This is a genomic window from Haloarcula sebkhae, assembly GCF_014647415.1.
Taxonomy (GTDB): Archaea; Halobacteriota; Halobacteria; order Halobacteriales; family Haloarculaceae; genus Haloarcula; species Haloarcula sebkhae.
Genome location: NZ_BMPD01000015.1, coordinates 1 through 16,663, shown reverse-complemented (window position 1 = coordinate 16,663; position 16,663 = coordinate 1). Strand labels below are relative to the sequence as shown.

The 16,663-nt window shown below is 53.2% G+C and carries 17 protein-coding genes and 1 pseudogene; 8 read left to right on the top strand and 10 right to left on the bottom strand.

Annotation, left to right across the window (positions count from 1 at the left end):
- The first annotated feature begins 122 nt into the window (after positions 1-122).
- Complete coding sequence (locus IEY38_RS21125) at positions 123-908, top strand: DUF7260 family protein (protein WP_049909280.1); 786 nt, start codon at positions 123-125, stop codon at positions 906-908.
- Between the two features lie 1,072 nt (positions 909-1,980).
- Positions 1,981-3,873, top strand: a complete 1,893-nt coding sequence (locus IEY38_RS21120) for a hypothetical protein (protein ID WP_004592123.1) — start codon at positions 1,981-1,983, stop codon at positions 3,871-3,873.
- 55 nt (positions 3,874-3,928) lie between these two features.
- On the opposite strand, the gene IEY38_RS21115 is transcribed toward IEY38_RS21120, so the two are convergent.
- On the bottom strand, positions 3,929-4,999 hold the full coding sequence (locus IEY38_RS21115; RefSeq protein ID WP_188980994.1) for a hypothetical protein: 1,071 nt from the start codon (positions 4,997-4,999) through the stop codon (positions 3,929-3,931).
- A 1,202-nt stretch (positions 5,000-6,201) separates the two neighbouring features.
- Between IEY38_RS21115 and IEY38_RS21110 the strand changes: the two genes are divergently transcribed.
- From IEY38_RS21110 to IEY38_RS21100, 3 genes are all read left to right on the top strand, one after another.
- The gene (locus IEY38_RS21110; protein WP_004592126.1) at positions 6,202-6,516 is read left to right on the top strand and encodes a hypothetical protein; all 315 of its coding nucleotides are present in this window, start codon (positions 6,202-6,204) and stop codon (positions 6,514-6,516) included.
- A 341-nt stretch (positions 6,517-6,857) separates the two neighbouring features.
- Positions 6,858-7,262 carry a response regulator gene (locus IEY38_RS21105; protein ID WP_004592128.1) on the top strand — a complete coding sequence of 135 codons (405 nt, stop codon included), beginning with the start codon at positions 6,858-6,860 and terminating at the stop codon, positions 7,260-7,262.
- A 222-nt stretch (positions 7,263-7,484) separates the two neighbouring features.
- Positions 7,485-8,234 (top strand): DUF7504 family protein, encoded by a 750-nt coding sequence (locus IEY38_RS21100; protein ID WP_229775428.1) that lies wholly within the window; start codon positions 7,485-7,487, stop codon positions 8,232-8,234.
- A gap of 12 nt (positions 8,235-8,246) precedes the next feature.
- Here IEY38_RS21100 and IEY38_RS21095 read toward each other — a convergent pair whose 3' ends face one another.
- Positions 8,247-9,500, bottom strand: coding sequence for a HEAT repeat domain-containing protein (locus IEY38_RS21095; protein ID WP_004592132.1), 1,254 nt, complete (start codon positions 9,498-9,500; stop codon positions 8,247-8,249).
- A gap of 640 nt (positions 9,501-10,140) precedes the next feature.
- On the opposite strand from IEY38_RS21095, the gene IEY38_RS21090 reads away from it, so the two are divergent.
- Complete coding sequence (locus tag IEY38_RS21090) at positions 10,141-10,737, top strand: site-specific integrase (protein ID WP_004592134.1); 597 nt, start codon at positions 10,141-10,143, stop codon at positions 10,735-10,737.
- Between the two features lie 9 nt (positions 10,738-10,746).
- Here IEY38_RS21090 and IEY38_RS21085 read toward each other — a convergent pair whose 3' ends face one another.
- Both IEY38_RS21085 and IEY38_RS21080 read right to left on the bottom strand, forming a co-directional pair.
- Complete coding sequence (locus IEY38_RS21085) at positions 10,747-11,154, bottom strand: PIN domain-containing protein (protein ID WP_004592136.1); 408 nt, start codon at positions 11,152-11,154, stop codon at positions 10,747-10,749.
- Entirely contained in the window at positions 11,151-11,363 is a 213-nt protein-coding gene (locus tag IEY38_RS21080; RefSeq protein ID WP_049909282.1) for an antitoxin VapB family protein, read from the bottom strand. The genes IEY38_RS21085 and IEY38_RS21080 overlap by 4 nt, the downstream gene beginning before the upstream one ends.
- A 70-nt stretch (positions 11,364-11,433) precedes the next feature.
- Between IEY38_RS21080 and IEY38_RS21075 the strand changes: the two genes are divergently transcribed.
- Positions 11,434-11,856 carry a helix-turn-helix domain-containing protein gene (locus tag IEY38_RS21075; protein WP_004592138.1) on the top strand — a complete coding sequence of 141 codons (423 nt, stop codon included), beginning with the start codon at positions 11,434-11,436 and terminating at the stop codon, positions 11,854-11,856.
- Positions 11,857-11,940: 84 nt separating this feature from the next.
- On the top strand, positions 11,941-12,705 hold the full coding sequence (locus IEY38_RS21070; RefSeq protein WP_004592140.1) for an SDR family oxidoreductase: 765 nt from the start codon (positions 11,941-11,943) through the stop codon (positions 12,703-12,705).
- A 299-nt stretch (positions 12,706-13,004) separates the two neighbouring features.
- Here IEY38_RS21070 and IEY38_RS21065 read toward each other — a convergent pair whose 3' ends face one another.
- The 6 genes and pseudogenes from IEY38_RS21065 to IEY38_RS21045 form a co-directional block, all read right to left on the bottom strand.
- Positions 13,005-13,889 carry a hypothetical protein gene (locus tag IEY38_RS21065; protein ID WP_004592142.1) on the bottom strand — a complete coding sequence of 295 codons (885 nt, stop codon included), beginning with the start codon at positions 13,887-13,889 and terminating at the stop codon, positions 13,005-13,007.
- A 170-nt stretch (positions 13,890-14,059) separates the two neighbouring features.
- Entirely contained in the window at positions 14,060-14,185 is a 126-nt protein-coding gene (locus IEY38_RS21745; RefSeq protein ID WP_268238787.1) for a hypothetical protein, read from the bottom strand.
- A complete protein-coding gene (locus IEY38_RS21060) occupies positions 14,182-14,394 on the bottom strand; it encodes a hypothetical protein (RefSeq protein WP_004592144.1) in 213 nt (70 codons plus the stop codon). Before IEY38_RS21060 ends, IEY38_RS21745 begins: the two co-directional genes overlap by 4 nt.
- Positions 14,394-14,693 (bottom strand): hypothetical protein, encoded by a 300-nt coding sequence (locus tag IEY38_RS21055; protein WP_004592147.1) that lies wholly within the window; start codon positions 14,691-14,693, stop codon positions 14,394-14,396. Before IEY38_RS21055 ends, IEY38_RS21060 begins: the two co-directional genes overlap by 1 nt.
- Before the next feature lie 1,290 nt (positions 14,694-15,983).
- Positions 15,984-16,301 (bottom strand): PadR family transcriptional regulator, encoded by a 318-nt coding sequence (locus IEY38_RS21050; protein ID WP_004592149.1) that lies wholly within the window; start codon positions 16,299-16,301, stop codon positions 15,984-15,986.
- Between the two features lie 289 nt (positions 16,302-16,590).
- Positions 16,591-16,663 (bottom strand): annotated as a pseudogene (locus IEY38_RS21045) (IS6 family transposase); the annotation flags it as partial.

Below are 16,663 nucleotides of genomic sequence, written 5' to 3'. Positions count from 1 at the left end.
TCTGAGCAGGTCTGCGAGTTCCATGAACAGTTCTCGCAACGGCCTGCTCACTTCTCAAACTCGCTCAACTAGACAGTGCCATTAATCATCTTTCGTGAATTAATGGTTCAAATGAGCGCCTCGTGTCCAAGACTGAGACAAGCCAACCGCGAATTGAGGAAGCACTCGCCGTTGTCCAGCGAGAGATAGACTGTATAGAAGCTGAGCTGACGGCTTTCAGGCGCTTTCGGGCCAGTCTTGTGTCTATCGAGCCAACGGTACACCCCGTAGGCGCTGCCGATACGTCAGCCGGCGGGATGTCGGCGCTCGGAACCCGACAGCCTAAGCCTGAAACCAGTCTGCGTGCTGTCCGGGAGGCCTACCACGAAACGGTAATGTCCGTACCACACTTCGAAACCGAGTACAACGACTCGCTGGAGGAGAACATGTCGTTGGAGTTCGGGCCAGAACTCGGCACGCAGATCGCTACGGGAACACGCCTGACCCCGCAATTATATGAGGCGTTGCTAGCCGCAAGCGAGGGCGCGCGCGATGAACGTGGAACGCTACTTCCGGCGCTCGAACGCGAACGCGAATCGTTACAGTCAGCCGAAAAGACACTTGACGATTGCGAACGTCGCGGGGCCACGCTTGGTGCAAACGCACGCCAAACGACCGATCCAGTCCGCCTCGATCGTATCGACGATCAACTCGCCGAAATCGAAAAAGACTGCAAGACAGCAGCGATGACCCGCCAACAACGGCTCCACAGCCGATCAGTTGCTGCCTTCTCTGGTATCGATGGGACCAGCCTTGTCCAATACCTGTACAACGATTGTTCAGTGACGTGCCCAGCGCTTGCCGATATTGTTGCGTGTCTCGACACGATCAGAAGGCACCGTCGTCACTGTCTGATATCGACACGCTGAGAACAGTAGGAAGAGCGACCGCTGTTACTTACTGCCGGACCTGCTCGTTTCCGAGCTGTGCTCAGGATTGCGGTCGCGGTGCAGCTCGAAATTCTCTTAGAGAGTTCCTACAACTACCATCATAAGACGTTACGTGCTTTCTTCGTCGTAAAAGAAATGGTCGATGGATTCGTCGCACATTTGGAGCCGTGGTGGGCGTCGACGTCGTCGGTGAGCGAGCCATAGCATGCAGATACTCGTATCCCGGGTCACCGGCTAGCCATCCGTCACACATCCTGCTGGGCTCGGTCTATGGCTCTGGGCTCCTAGGTATTCCGCCGGACAAATACGCTGAACTCGGATACCTCGACTACTAGGAGATCCTCGACGAGCTGGGACTCTCACCATGGCGGCCCATCCTCGAAGAGTTCTGTAGCGACTGCCACGAGGCAACTGCCCATCGGATTTTGCGGATCCGGATCTATCTTACTTGGACGACTCAGGAGTTCGAATCGGGCCGTAGTCCCCGAGTATTGACGATACTCGGATTTCAATCACCCGGGTAGTGGCAGACGATTAAATCACATCTATTACTTTACCAGTAGTTGCTAATATGGTTTCTTTATCAGTTGTTCTGAATTCAGCGGTTCTATTCGCGAGTCTTCCGGTCAGTATAGAACGTAGGCTTAGCAGGAGATGCCTTCTGACGTGTCCGATATCTCACGAATTACGAGAGAAGGTCAGTACTCATCAATCATATCTTGTGATTCTCGTGGAGATAACCGTCAGTGGAAACGCGCGTCATGTCATATCAAGTTGTCAATTACACATAAACTGTCAGGAAGGTTTGCTGAATATAGATATTGAGAGATTCTATGTAGCCTTGCGGTAGTTCTATGAATGAGTTGAAATCCCCACTTTCAAATTCGATAATGGTGGCCAAGCCTTTATTAATGGTATAGATATATTGATTACTATACAATAAAGCGCAGCTGATAGGCAGATAACTGCGTACCTGTCAATAATTACCTTGGCATGGCAGCAGCAGATCGGGAGAAGGCATCCAAGAGATCAAACAGACAGGTCACAAACTATGAGCCAAACACTATCGCAAAGTACCGTTCAGGCCGTCGGGTTGTCGATCATTCTAATACTATCATTCACCACGGTAACAGTTACATTCAGTGACAGTGCCAGTGCCGCCGTCAGTGACAGCACACTGAATATTACGGAAGATGTTGCAGCACCTGACGGAACGGTTGAGATAACCGGTAACCTTGATTCTGACAGCTCTACCACAGTTACATTCCTTATAGAAGATGCAAGCGGAAACAGCGATTATATTTCGAAATCGGATTCCGAATCAGACACATTGGTTGATTCGGGTTCGTTTACCACTGAAATTGATTTGAGCAGTCTCGACACCACGCTTGACGAAGGTACTGCAACTGTCAAGGTCGACCACCGAGATGGGTATATTGAGCCAGACGACTCGACGACATTTGCTGTCGATGATACTGCTCCGACGGTAGAGCTCGATAGCATCTCAGAACCGACATCAGCCCCGACAGTTGAGGGGACTGCCAGGGATAAGCACCTTGATAAAGTTGAAGTCGCAATCCGAGATAGCAACGACAACTACTACGATGGATCTGACTTCAGTTCAGCTTCACCGGATTGGCGCGACGCGCAGGTCAGCAGCGGTGACTGGAGCTATGATATGTCGCAGGTTAATAATTTAAATGATGGAGAATATCGTATATACGTAAGAGCTACCGATAAAGCGAGCAACACTGCGTCGTATTTCGACGGCCCGGATTATTCGGACCTCAAACAATCATTCACACTCGATACTACCGACCCTCAATTCAATAGTAACAACATCAATAAAGTCTCAGTAATAGACCAAACCGATGGAGATGGAGAAGTCCAAGTTGGTGATACAGTCAGTGTGTCAGCCGACGTAACCGACGCGACATCGGGCATCGATACGGTGACAGTTGATGCATCGAACTTGGGCGAAAGTTCTTCTTTGTCTCTTTCGTTGGACTCCGGGAGTACCTACAAAGAGAAGTTCACTGTCTCTGATCCGGACGTTGGCGATGGGTCGGTTTCACTGACTGTATCTGCTAAGGATGACCATGGGAACACCGCTACGGAGAGTAATTCAATTGACCTCGTAACGGACATTGCCTCAGTCAGTTCGCTTACTATCCACCAGAATTTCATCGGTATTGTTAAAGATGAGAACACCACTGTTCGGGTAACTGCCGATGGCATCGCTGACCCGCGGGGTAACGCAATCGTAGACAAAGACACCACGCTCAGAGTCGGAGGCCACAACTACGATGTCCCAGTTAGTAGTGGTAGTATTGATACCAGAATCAATCCTGAACAGATCTCGAACAGTCAGAGGACAGGTGATGTGACGGTTGAACTTACAGCGGCTGACTCGGGATCAGCTACCGATACGGTAACACTCGTTGATGAAGCCAATAATCTCAAAGAAGGATACCAGATTGAAGGTACGCCTATGGACGCTGAAAGCGTAGATTTGCAGTACACGAATAGTCAGTTGCACTATGACCCCACTGACGACAGTTGGGACAGTAACCCAGACCTGAAAACTGCAGGTTCAGCGTACTACATTCACGGCATAAACAATTCTGCCCGTATCGGATACACCTTCAGCGATAGTAGTGGAGAACACACACGGCATCTATACGAAGGGTACAATCTTGTCACTGCAACCCCGGACCTGAATGACGGGTCAACTATCAGCGAGTCCAACGAACTTGGTTCGATTAGCCTCGGGACAAGCGATAACGTGTACGTCTCCAAATCAACAACAGATTCTGCCAGTAGCCCTAACAATATGGAATTCAAAGAGCTAAGTAGTGGTATGACGGCTTACCAAGGTTACTATATCTATATTGACTCCGGTGAAAAGTATGGCGTAATTAAAGATGAGCAGTACGATCCCTAATTGTTATCTCTAACATTCTGCAGGAGTAGATTATAGTTATTGAATAGGATGAAATTTAGTAGCCGTAGTAGATTGCAAGTGCTTTCAGGATGGCATAAATGATTGCTACTGGGAGAAAGATAAAGAGAAATATGGCTCGGAGTATGCCCCACGGAATCAAGCCATCACTCCCGTCGACAGTGAGTGTCCCAGCGCTGGTTTGTCCAACAGAGACTGGGAACTCTCCAGTTTCATTTGCGCGGTAGCGAAACTGGATGTCGCGGCTTTCACCAGCCGGCAGCGTGTAGTTATTTGTCGCTGCTCGTGTCTCACCGACCATTAGCGACACAGCGGTAGACGCTGTCGCATCGCCTGTATTCTGTAATGTTGCGTTTACCAAAATCACCCTATTTGGCGCTACTTGTGTCCGATTGAGGCTTGCACTTGTTATTGTAATTTCAGCTGAAATATCACCGGCTGTCGATGTCTCTTCGGATGTATCGTCGGTATTTGCTGACGTCGGGGCAGTGGTGGTCTTCGATGTCGTTTTGGCTTCTGTTTCGGTTTGTGAACCCATTTCGGTGACTGGTCCTGTTGGTGTCGCTGTCGCCGTTTCGGTTTCAGTCGCTGTTTCGGTTTCAGTCGCCGTTTCGGTTTCAGTCGCCGTTTCGGTTTCAGTCGCCGTTTCGGTTTCAGTCGCCGTTTCGGTTTCAGTCGCCGTTTCGGTCTCTGTTGAGGATGAGTCACTGAATGCACCTCTTGGGAATGTCAGGTCAAGTTCCTCTACTTCCGCTGTTGGGTCCGAATCTGTCTGGTCCGCTTGAGGGCCATCAACAGTATCTACGTGAAAAGTAACCTTCGAGTTAATATCGCTGTCCACATTGAGCTTCTCACCAGAGGAACTCCCGTACTTTCCGTTGGAGCCAACAGAAATAGAGTCCTGCTTGACACCGTCTGCGACAGCGACAATAATAGTTCCCTCCGGTGCTGGAGCTCCATCGGCCTGAGCAACGCCGTAGTAGGAGTTCGGTGGTACTGGTTGTGCAATCACAGCACTAGTACCGATAATTATGATCAAAAGAAAGACGGTAATACCGAAGCCAATTGTTCCCCACCTGAAGACAGTTGATAAGTTATGGCGATTCATCGTGGACCACTGGTATGAAAACTTACTACATACATAGTATCTCAGATTCAATTGATTTAGAAAAATATTGTGAATACGTAGTGCCACTATTTCCTATTGGAGATATTTTTGCTGCTACTCATACCCGTCTTCTAAAACCGTATAATCTGGATATAAAAAGAAGGTCGTATACCGATTAGACCCTTTTCGGGATGCTGAATCAGACACTGTCGAGGGCGGCAGTGGCGCTATTGAGAGAGGTACCGATACCCCAGAGACGACGACACCAACTGACGAACCGACTGAAATACCCACTGAGGCGACGACCGATACGTCAACCGACAGCCATGAAGAAGCCGTAGGCGGTGGGGCCGAACCTTCGCCGCCGACGTCTGGAGGCCAGCGGCCAGCCGAGCTAAGCGTATTCGCGCTTGACTTCGATCTGGTATTCGGCATTAGCTGGGGGTCGTGGGTGTCCATCGCTGGCCTGTTCGCTGTGGTAACGAACAACCTCGTACAGACGCGATACCATGATGTGCTCCTGGTACTCCAGACGCAACCGAGCGACCGACGTTGCCGATTCCGCCGCATTGTTGTCCGCGAAGCGGCGATCGGTTTAGCCGGGCTTGTAATTGCAATGATTGTCGCGTCAGCGGCTTCAAGTGCTGGTTTCGGCCCAGTCATACAATTAGTTGCGGCGCTCACATGCTCTGCTGCAGTCGGCAACGTGACCGGATACTGACTGATCCCAAGACTTGATCCGGTATTCAAACTAGATGACACTGGTGGCGCGACTAATAGGAACTAAACCCACTAGCTCGGTCAGAGTAGCTCTAACCGACTCAGCGCAATAGCATCATACATCTTGGCAAAGAGGTCGTGCAGATATCACAGGAAAGCAATCTGGTTAACAGCCTCGATTATCCGATCGGTCACCCAGTTTCGACCGCCGCTGCCAGCGGTGACGATGTCGCTTGGCGGCACACTAGATTCGCACTCAAGCCCGCTGGCCACATCAGTCTCCTTAGATTAGGCGCTCTCACTGCAGCGAGTTCTTTCTTGATAAGAGATTCAAACTATTCAGGTTTCATCAGTCATGTGGGGTAAGAGACAGAGAATGGGGATGCTGATTCGGGCCTGTATATAGACAGTTTGAGAGAAACTCGTATTACGATCCTGTCCCTCTATTGTAATATGAAAATTGAACTCTTGAGGCCGAACCCATGAGCTCGTATGACCCACCTGAAGAGAGTGAAGACGGCTCCAACTTCGACCCGGGAGTGAAGGAAAAAGAAATTACTGAGCAGCGGGAATTTTCTGATTTGTTGGGCAACTTTGAGCGTCAGGACTACATCCTGTTTGGTCTGGTACTAGGTATTCCGGCAGGTATCTTGACGGGAGTTCTCCTCGGGATAATGTTCCCGGAATATCAGAGGACAGCAGGCGAGGTTGTTCGATGGATCGGTGAGAGGATCGCCGACATCTTTCTGACGCAATTCACCATATTTGACGCTGGGGAGTTATTTCTGGTTGGGTAGTAGTGTCGTTTGATACGTGACGTATTTGTCCCCGTTTTTCCACAGCTACTAAATCCTCTTTCAGAATTGACACTATCTCATCTATTTTCCAAACTGGCTGAGCAAGCAGACCGGTGTTCCTTGTAAGGGAGTGGTAACGACTTATCATATAAGCCGTAAGGGATGGTGCTATCTGTATTTCGTCGTCTTCCAGTGCCTTCAGAATCAACAGCGTGCTTCACAAGAGCAATATAGTATATGAACCATAGGAAGTCGGATTATCTCATCCAGTAGTTCATTTTCAATATCATATTTGATAACTAGACCAAGCTATTTTTGCAAATGTCATTCAAGACCTAAATATGTCGAGCAGTGCTCAAGATACCATTCGGGTACTCCACGTCGACGATGAGCCGGACTTACTGGCCCTAACTGACGAGTTTCTTGAGCGCGAGGAGGAGTCATTTAATGTCATAGTAGCCACTGATGCGAGCGAATGTTTAGATATAATACATGATCATAAGCCAGATTGTGTCATTTCAGACTTTGATATGCCCGGAATTGACGGGTGTGAGCTTTTGCAGATAACTCGGATGCAGTACCCGGAACTCCCATTTATTTTCTTCACTTCACGTGATAGTGAAACGGTTATCCCTGATGCTGTCGCAGTCGGCATTACGGACTATGTCGAAAAAGAGGCGACTCCCGAACAGTACGAACTTTTAGCTGACCGGATTCGCAGTGTCATCCAAGCACACCGTGAGTAACTAGAGAGAATGTAGCCGTTTTGCTAATTTTACTAGTACATTAGTTGTCAATACTATCGTCTATCCGATCTAGTTACGACTGGGTAGCCCATCTGTGAATGTACATGAATAAGTTTATTTTTGTCTCTAAATTAGCTGTAGTTTACCCGGATGGTCCACCAATGGCAGTGTCGGGAGTGTAAGTTCACAGTCTGGTCGTCGAAGCAGTCAAAAGTCGCCGGTGTGGTGAAATCGCACTTGCTCTCACATTACAGACACACTGTTGAGTCAGATGAGTTCGGTATCAGGTGGGATTGCCCGTACTGCGACAAAACCAGTCAGAGCTACGACGCCGACGAAGGCATAGCCAAATTCAAAGATCACCTGTTCAAACACGTCTCCTCACTCATCGACTCGAGTGTTCATGTGGCCGACCGGATTAACCGAACCGGTAACATCTTAATACTCTCACCACTGGAAAGCACGGGAGCCAACAATGCCCGCGTGCACTTCACATCGCCAGCTGACATTGCAGTTTTTGTCACTAACAACCCAGCAGAGCGCGTTCGATTGCTTGATAACGCACTTCAATCTTGGCCAGCTTGGACGACAATTCTCACGACCAAAGCACAGCCATTCGCCGATGTAACAGATATTGATCTGGAGGCGGCGCCGCTTGACGTCGCTATTTTAGATAAGGGAATAAGTATAACTGAACTTGGTGAGACGCTCATTCGTGTCTTGGACGAACAGCAGACGAGCAACTCGCGGCTAACCGTTGGATTTGATATTCTCAGCGCACTGCTTCGTCTATTTGATACTGAGACGGCATTCAAGTTTGTTCACGTCCTGAACTCACGGTTGGCAAACATGGATGCGCTCACCCACTACTACCTGAATCCGAGCGCACAGCCCGAGTCGGAGATCAATGTTCTCAAAGAACTATTTGACCTGCATATTCAGGCAAAGGGCTCGCGATTTACCACCCTGTAGCAGGAGACTCAGTCAGTCACGCGAACTATACTGGTTCGTGTAGTCGGCCGGACTGTCGACATATGTATAGTCAACACCTGTTGTCACAAGTTCTCCAGAGGAGCCATCGCAGATCTCATCAAGAACTGTTTGAACACGATCCTGTGCATCTTCGGACCCACGTTCACGGCTCAAATATACCCGGAGGCGCTTCTCCAGCTCAGGGCACCGGAGTTCTGGTAGTACTGCTTCGGCTAGCTTCGCGGTCTCCTCGTCGACATCGTTTAAAGCCGAGAGCAGGCAGTCAATTACTTCGGATCGATATCGATCACCAGTAATGCGGGTCAACAACCAGATCGCTGTCTGCCGGTACCGCCGCCGTGTCCCGTCTGTAGCGATATCAAGTAGTGCCGGGACTGTTGCCTGCACGTCTGTTCGGGCCAGCTCATCGACAACGGTCCCGCGAATAAGTTCAAGCTCCTCCGAGGAGGCTGTCGTAAGCAACTCTAGCAAAGAGAGCATTGCTGCCTGCTGGACAGTTGATGAGTTATCATCAAGAGCATCAACAAGGACCACAACCGGTTTCACTGAGCCAAACTGTCCGAGTTCATCAACCGCAGTGAGTCGAAGCGTCTCCTCATCTGCCTGAGTTATGGGGACTAACTCTGCAAGCGCGCGATCAGTCCCAATGGCCCCCAGCGCGTTAGCGGCAGCTTCCCGCACCTGTTGCCGGTCATCTGAGAGGCGCTCACTTAGTGGTGAGACAGCTCGCAGGTCTGACAGTCGCCCACACGCCTGTGCTGCTCGTGTGCGAACACGAGGAGCCGGGTCAGTTAACGCCCGAACCAGATCCGGAACGGCCGCCGTCGCACCACGCTCGCCGAGTGCCGTCGCCGCGACCATTCGGAATTCAAGCCGGTCAGCTGATAACCACTCAGTGAGCAGCCCCGTCACAGTTCGCTCAGTTGCCTCCGAGAGCTCCATCTCAGCGAGTTCCGCGACCAGATAGTCGAACGCTTCTTCACCCCGCTGATACAGCGCGTCGATCGCAGCCGCTCGAACGCTGTCGTCTTCATCTGTTTTAACAGCGCTGACCAGTGCTTTGGCAGCCTGACGTCGCTCGTTGGAATCCGGGATTTCTGAAATGTTCCCTAACATTGTGGCCGCTCGCCGTCGAACGTAGGTCTTTTTGCTCCGTTTTAGATGTGCGATTAGCTTCTGAACTTCTGATTCCCGTTCGAGTTTATACAGGAACGTCTCGTTATCATCAGATTCGTCGTTGAGCATCTATGCAGCCCCCGTGCTGTTGTCGGTAACTTCATCGCGGTTCTATTTACTATTAAACATATTGCCGCAATACTGACTCAGCATGACCGCCAGTCCACCCAGTAGCTGCTATCCGACAACGTGCCGAAGATTGACGCCGTCGAAACAGAATCGAACAGGCGGATTTATGTCTAGAAGGGAGATGATGGGTAAAGACGAGATGTGATACGAAAGAATCGTTGTGAAGGAAGCCGGATATCTCAGTTCAACCACTGATTCGGAACCGTCGGACATCCGCGATAGGGGCGGCCACGGTTGGAGAATTGGCCTCAAGACACTGGTATGGGACGCAGTACAAGAAAATAGCAATCCAAGTGACTACGAGCCAAAGACTCACCCCGCAACGATTCACTATGACCTCAACGCGTGGGATTTTGTTATTGAGTATTTGATTGAGGAGGGACATAGAACGCGCGTAATTTATCCACCCTTCGAGGTGTGTTCGGTGTCCAGGGAACATCGTAGTTGACTCCAAGCCCCGACGTTAGCGTAATTACGACTTGTACAATTAGTCGTAACAGATATGCCTGATAACAGCGGAAACGGTGGGGTATTCGCCCGACCAATACCCCCTTTAGTAACGGAAAATAAAGCAATCGTAATGCGTATTGAATCGACCGCCGGAAACGAGCACAAAGTCTGGCTCACCGACAGTGAAATCGAGGACCTCCGTCAGGCCACCAACAGCCAACGCGACGAGATCGTCATTCAGCTCGGGGCGTTTGTCGGCCTGCGCGCCTTCGAGATCCCACAGGTCCGCCCTGTCGATGTCAAGGAAACCGAGAGCAAGCAATACCGGCTGCGTGTCCAAGACGGGAAAGACACCAGTGGCAACGGTGGAAAGCCTCGCGATGCGTTCCTCCCAGATCGCGTCGAGCGTGACCTCCAGCGTTTCCAGAACGAGCACAATATCGCTCCCAAGGACCCCTTCATCGATCTGACCCAACCTGGTGTCCGGGCCGTGGTTCGACGGACTGCCGAACGCGCAGCTGAGACAACTGGCGACAAGGACTTCCAGAAAGTGAGTACCCACGACCTCCGCCGCCGATTCGCTCAGCGCCTGCTTGTCGACGAACAAATGAATCCACGCGTCGTGATGGCCGTCGGCGGCTGGGATTCATTCGCCACCATCGAGCCCTACCTGAACGCCCCAAGCGAGGATGTTATCGATGAAGCATTTGCAGAACTCGAACTGTGAGAAGTTCCGCTACCGATAGCTTTCGTGAGTTACACCGAGAATGGTTCCGAAGTGGCTGTCGCCGGCGAGAACAGGCTCATCATGCTCTATAGCGGTTGCAGCGATTGCCGCGTCTCCTTTGCCAATACCTGGCCCTTCACCGTCATCCGCATCAGCCATCTGTTCACTGAGGAGCCGACCGGCGCGACGGGAGATGCTTGGGGTCATATCGATCAGTGGATACGAGTCAAGCACGGCTTCTACCGTCTGACGTTCTTCACTGGTATTCGCGATCTTCCCAACGCCAATGTACAATTCCAAGACTGTCATTGATGGAATCACCAATGGAACGTTCGCTGCTTCGAGCTCCCGTTTCTTCTCGACGGCCGCTTCGACACCGTCGATGATATCCAAAATGAAGCTCGTATCGACAATCATTCGAATCGCTCCGCGACATCTCGAACCTCGTCGCGGTCGTCCTCGTTAGCCTGCTCGATGGCGTCCCGCATCTCGGTCACCTGGTCCGCGTCGAACACGCCGCGTAGGTCACTAAGTGAGTGTCCACCGATAAGCCGCTCCACGGCGTCACTAAACGACTCGTCATCACGCTTCCTCCAACCCGATGTCCAAACCTTTGTTGCCAAGATAGATACTGCGGCTGGGGTTTCCGAAGCAGACCTCGAAACTCTCGACGAGGTCAAAGGGGTCACCCCACTTGTGGAAACGGACGACAAAACAGTCTACGAACTCCATGTTGAGCTCGCGGACACGCCGTTTACTTCGATCGACGATGGCCGCTCTGGGGTCGCAAAGATGAAATCGACGACCATAACGCCGGACGGCTGGCGTGAGACGAAGGTGTTCAAAGACCACGTGACGTTCAACGAATTCCGTATGATGATGGAAGAGAACGGAGTTTCACTTGACCTCATCTCTATTGCGCCCAACTCCCCCGAATCCGATGACCTCCACCAAGATGGATTGACTGAACGCCAGCGCGAGGCGCTATCACTTGCCGTCTCCCGTGGATATTATGAGAGCCCACGGCAAGTCACAGTGGAGGAACTCGCCGAGGAATTAGGTATCTCACAGCCCTCTCTCTCTCCGCGCTCCTCCGTCGCGGTGAGCGCCAACTCTTGACCTCCTCACTCGACACCCCCGGTATATAAACACCCTTTCCAGATAGCATCAACGTCTCACCCGGCGTGGGCCTCTGTTCTAGCGATGTCAGTCGACTTTGGTTCCGAACTAGATGAACAAGTTGCGATCGTCACTGGTGCGTCCTCCGGGATTGGGGAAGCAACAGCGAAAGCCCTCGCAGCACGTGGCGCAAGCGTTGTTGTCGCGGCACGGCGCGAAACCGAACTACAGGAGCTTCAAGCTCAGATTGAGGCGGAAGATGGGGATGCACTCGTCGTCCCGACAGATATTACGAGTGACGACGACATTGACGCGCTCGTTGATGCGACACTTGACGAATACGGGCGAATAGACATTCTGGTGAACAACGCAGGGTATATGCCACTGACGCATATCGGGGATGCAGACCGCGAGACCCTCCAAACAACCATCGATGTCAATCTCCGGGGGCTCATCACACTCACGCACGCCGTCATCCCAACGATGCGCGAACAAGAGAGTGGACACGTCGTCAATCTCTCCTCGGTCGCCGGCCGGTTCCTGATAGAGAACGGATCGCACTACAATGCGGCGAAAGCCGGTGTGAAAATATTTGGCGATTCACTCCGCCTAGACGTTGCTGCAGAGGGCATCAGAGTGGCGACGATCGAGCCGGGGTCGGTCGCCACAGAACTTCTTGAGGACATCCCCAACGAGGAGATCCAGCAGGAAATCAAACAGTACACTGGGTCAATGCGTTCACTCCGTCCCGAAGATATCGCCCGGACGATTACCTTCGTCGTGTCGAAACCGGAACACATGGATATCAATGAAATCCTCGTCCGGCCGACTGACCAAGTCCAGCCCTAACTCGAAGAGGGTTCGATTCTCATGGTCTGTTTCGCTGTCCTTCATAAGCAGGGACTGATCACTAGATCAGGCTGGTTACAACCGGTTGACTCTTGGCGTCACACCCGTTGTGAGGGTTGGAGTTGCTGTGGTCGCTCCGTTCGTGTTACGACCACTCACTACACTCCTGCAAAGATGGGGTCGCTCCCGGTTCCTGCAGCTAGCAGACAGCGGCGTCGGCAGCGACAGGGCACGTGCCACCGCGTCTAACAGCGTCGATTCAGTGCCGATTCACGTCGTGGTTGGTGCGTGTCACAGGGTTAGGGCGACGACTCCACCACAACGGGTGTGACGCCACCCGTCGTGGCTTTGTGATCACTGTTCTCCAGCAGGTCGAGGCCGATGTAGCGTTTCTCAAGCAACCCCTCGGCAGTCTCCATATCCATCGCGAGGAGTTCGGTCTTGGTCTGGTCCCGTCCGACCTGTCGCGTCTTTTCGACGATATCGTCGCCGCCAATCTCGACCAGTTTCTCCCAGACGCGCTTGATCGTCTGGCGATGTGGTTCCTTGCCGAGCTTAGCCGTTATGGCCGTCTGCAGGTCGGCTTTCGTCATGAACACGCCGCTGCCGTCGGTTCGTTTCGTGGCAAATTCCGGCCACCGTTTGGCGATACTGATGGCGCGGTAGGTGTTCTGGCGGTTCGACCGCTCGACGAACATGGTCTTGACCTTTGACTGCCGGCAGTTCGCGAAGAAATCCAGCGGCGAACTACTGGGTTCGATACCCTCAGGCAGTCCCTCAGCGTCTTCTTGCTGGTCGGGGTCGGCTTCGAGTTGTTGTGCTTTGGCGATGGCACTCTTTGCAACGTCGTGGGTGGTCTCTTGCTTGTCTTCGACTTCGTCGAGGCGCTGTTCGTTCGTCGCGGCGTTGCCGACTGCTGTGGTGGCAACGTCGTGGGTCTGTTCAAGCTCTGCTTCGAGATCCTCGACGCGCTTCTGGAGGTCATCGATGGTCCCAACCAGTAGTGCAAGAACACTCGAAACGGGGGGTGACACCTCGTCTTCGAGCTGGGCAACGAGTGACTGCAGGTCGTCGGTGTCCGGACTCTCTTGTCCAATATCCATGCCAAGCTCATCGGCGAGCGCTTGATCGGTGGCTGTGCTATCGGTCCCGCTGTCATCTTCGGAGGTCGTTTGTCGTGGCATCGTGACCACAGTGCCCGTGCCTGGAATCGAACCAGGCAGTGCCGACCACGGCACGGGCTCTCGGTGACGCAGTCAGCGCTATCTGCGGGCAGTTAGTGCGGTTGCCTCGTGGCAACCCCGGGCCATCCGGTGGCTCTGCCACGTGGCAACTCTGGGGAGACCACCCACTGTCATGGGTCAGCCCCCATTGCTTGTTCTGTGGCAGTAACACCGGCAGCCGACTCACACCGGAGCGGGTGCTCGTCGACGCCGTGGTCCGCAAGATCAACGCCGTAGTGGTTGCCGTGGCCCGTCATCGCTCGACCACCGCCCGCCGCTCGATGACGACATCGTGGGCGCAGTCACCGCGGCAGTACTGGTCGTAGTAGTTCTCGACGGTCGGGAAGTCGGCCGTCCACTCGGTGTAGTGTTCCAGATCCCCGACCGTGTAGCGGAGTCGCCACTGGGTCGTGTCTGGTGGCGCTGTCTCGGTCGCAGTCCCCGGCGATGGGTTAGCGCGGGCCATCAGTGCTCACCTCCCTCGAAGGACCCAGGACGGCTGCTGTCGCGTTCCACCAGCGCACAATCTGTGAGCGGAACCGTGAATGACATCAGTTCGTCAGTCCGACCGATGGCCGCAGCCAGCTGCTGGCGCGTGGCTGTGTCGGGTTCGGACGCTTGCAGCCGTTGGAGCGTCTCGGTTGCAAGGTCTGCCAGCAAGACGCCGGTCACGTGGTCGTCAGCGATGGTACTGACCAGCAATAGCGGGTCGCTGTCGGTGGTCGTGATGGCGACGATCTCGCCGACGCTTGGTTGAGGCGTCATCGGCCCACCTCCTGGGAGGGGAATGTACGGCCCGCAGTACTCGCCAAATCACCCAACAGCATACTTGAATCCCAAGAGATATTGGTACCGATTCTATACCGGTTAGTTGGGTTCTGGTTCCCGTTCGATCCCATCCTGTTCCACCCCACCCCATTCCACCCCAAACTCATCGAATGGTCTGGGATCGGAACCAGAACCTGTCGTCGCGGATGACGACTCCCATAGGTGTGTCGCACACCACTTCCCCCCAACAGCGACCCACCTTTCTGCTGCTGGAATCGACTATGACGAGACGTAGTCCACCGCCGGCTTGCGATGCTGCGACTATCGAAAGCGTTTTTGCTGGGACTCGTCCGATGCTTCGATGGGTTCTGGGTCCCACGCAGCATCCTCACAGGACTCATCCGGTCTCCCGAATAGCCCGGGACTAGAACCCGTCGCCGACGTTGGCGACGCTGAATGGGTTGTGACAGGCCATTTGCCCATGGCTGTCGCCCATTCTGCTGCTGGCAGCGATACCAGCGGCTTCATGAATGCCCGCCAGCGCGGCATAGAATTGGATAAAAATTATCAACCCCGTCACTTGTATTGCATGATAGGTGCTGCCCCGCGCTCCATGTTTCCCCGAACCTCGCTTGTCTGAGTGAATGTGTTGGGTGCAGGACCTGTCGTCGGGAACGGCGACTATGGGTGGTGCGTGGCACGCCGCTTTACCCTAGCTGCCACACACCGTTCTGGCGCTGAGGACACGGAAGTTATTCAGCCGTGACTGTCGTCTGTCGCTGGCCGGTGACTCGGGGCTGCTGTCTCAGTAACTCGACAGTCGACACAGGGATATCCAAGTACGCTTGAGAGGCGCTCGTGGCGGGGGCAAGTCGACGGTGGCCCTGTGGAGTTTCGCTGGATATTCACGTCCACCTAATTGTGGCAAGGCCAGAGCCCCCGTTTCCGAGCGTTTCGAGCTATCTCCTGTCCCAAATATAAATCGTAAATTACATTTATACTTGTCACTTACATGGCGAGTGCCAGCACAAAGCAGAGTACTTTGTACTGGAATATTGTCAGAGGCATACGAGACGGTTCGCCGCCACGGTCGGCGGCGGACCGGTTCACGAGGCGAACTATGTTGCTTGTACTGAGAGTAACATTTATTGATGAGTTCTGTGTTTCCTCGGAGGGGGTGCCAGTCGGTAATCACCTGCCCCGTGATCACGTCCCTCTGACAGCATCGCCCGACTGGGACCCCAGTTTGAGTTGCCGTTTGGCGACCCTCTATCGATTGGCGGGGCATCATTTGTCACCCCTGACAGCGATGTGGCGGGCCTTCGGACACAGGCTCGTGAGTGTGTCTACTTGGCGCTGGAGTAACTGTCTGCCAGCGTCAGTCAGCGTATATTTGTTCGTGCGAGCGTCGAGTTCCTCACGGGTGAGGAGGTCCTCGTTGGCGAGCTGGTCGAGATTCTGGTAGAGGCGGCTGTGATTGATCGGGTCGGCGTAGCGCTCGTCGAGATAGTCCTTGAGTGCAAGGCCATATGGGTCGTCCTCGACGGCGGCGATGGCTTCGAGCAGATCGCGCTGGAAGCCCGTGAGGTCGTAGTGGCTCGTCATTGGTCGCCTCCGGTGTATGCATCTGGCTCGGACTGGGAAAGGACATGGGAAGAGTCTGGGGCGCGCGTGAACGGAAGTCGAACCAATGGCAACTACGCAATCCAATCCACAAGAACGTACCGGCCTCCCGTATGGGACCACTCTCATCGGGACTGATACCAACAGTCACGAGCACCGCTTCGCTGGTGCGGTGACCGATCACCGCGTGTTCATCTGCGACGCCGACGAGGTCTTGGAGATTCACGATCTCGATCACCTCGCCGCGGAAGGTGTGCTCGAACGGCACTGTCTAGTTCTGAATCTCCTCAGCTGGCGTTCGTCCGTCGAGTGCTTGGTTCGGTCGTTCGTGGTTGTAGTGGTGT

Bases quoted from the DNA above. Each gene is read 5' to 3' on its own strand.
- IEY38_RS21065 (WP_004592142.1), bottom strand. From the start codon at position 13,889: ATGCCACGACAAACGACCTCCGAAGATGACAGCGGGACCGATAGCACA.
- IEY38_RS21115 (WP_188980994.1), bottom strand. From the start codon at position 4,999: ATGAATCGCCATAACTTATCAACTGTCTTCAGGTGGGGAACAATTGGC.
- IEY38_RS21110 (WP_004592126.1), top strand. From the start codon at position 6,202: ATGAGCTCGTATGACCCACCTGAAGAGAGTGAAGACGGCTCCAACTTC.
- IEY38_RS21085 (WP_004592136.1), bottom strand. From the start codon at position 11,154: ATGATTGTCGATACGAGCTTCATTTTGGATATCATCGACGGTGTCGAA.
- IEY38_RS21105 (WP_004592128.1), top strand. From the start codon at position 6,858: ATGTCGAGCAGTGCTCAAGATACCATTCGGGTACTCCACGTCGACGAT.
- IEY38_RS21055 (WP_004592147.1), bottom strand. From the start codon at position 14,693: ATGACGCCTCAACCAAGCGTCGGCGAGATCGTCGCCATCACGACCACC.
- IEY38_RS21745 (WP_268238787.1), bottom strand. From the start codon at position 14,185: ATGACGGGCCACGGCAACCACTACGGCGTTGATCTTGCGGACCACGGC.
- IEY38_RS21090 (WP_004592134.1), top strand. From the start codon at position 10,141: ATGCGTATTGAATCGACCGCCGGAAACGAGCACAAAGTCTGGCTCACC.
- IEY38_RS21050 (WP_004592149.1), bottom strand. From the start codon at position 16,301: ATGACGAGCCACTACGACCTCACGGGCTTCCAGCGCGATCTGCTCGAA.
- IEY38_RS21095 (WP_004592132.1), bottom strand. From the start codon at position 9,500: ATGCTCAACGACGAATCTGATGATAACGAGACGTTCCTGTATAAACTC.
- IEY38_RS21120 (WP_004592123.1), top strand. From the start codon at position 1,981: ATGAGCCAAACACTATCGCAAAGTACCGTTCAGGCCGTCGGGTTGTCG.
- IEY38_RS21060 (WP_004592144.1), bottom strand. From the start codon at position 14,394: ATGGCCCGCGCTAACCCATCGCCGGGGACTGCGACCGAGACAGCGCCA.
- IEY38_RS21070 (WP_004592140.1), top strand. From the start codon at position 11,941: ATGTCAGTCGACTTTGGTTCCGAACTAGATGAACAAGTTGCGATCGTC.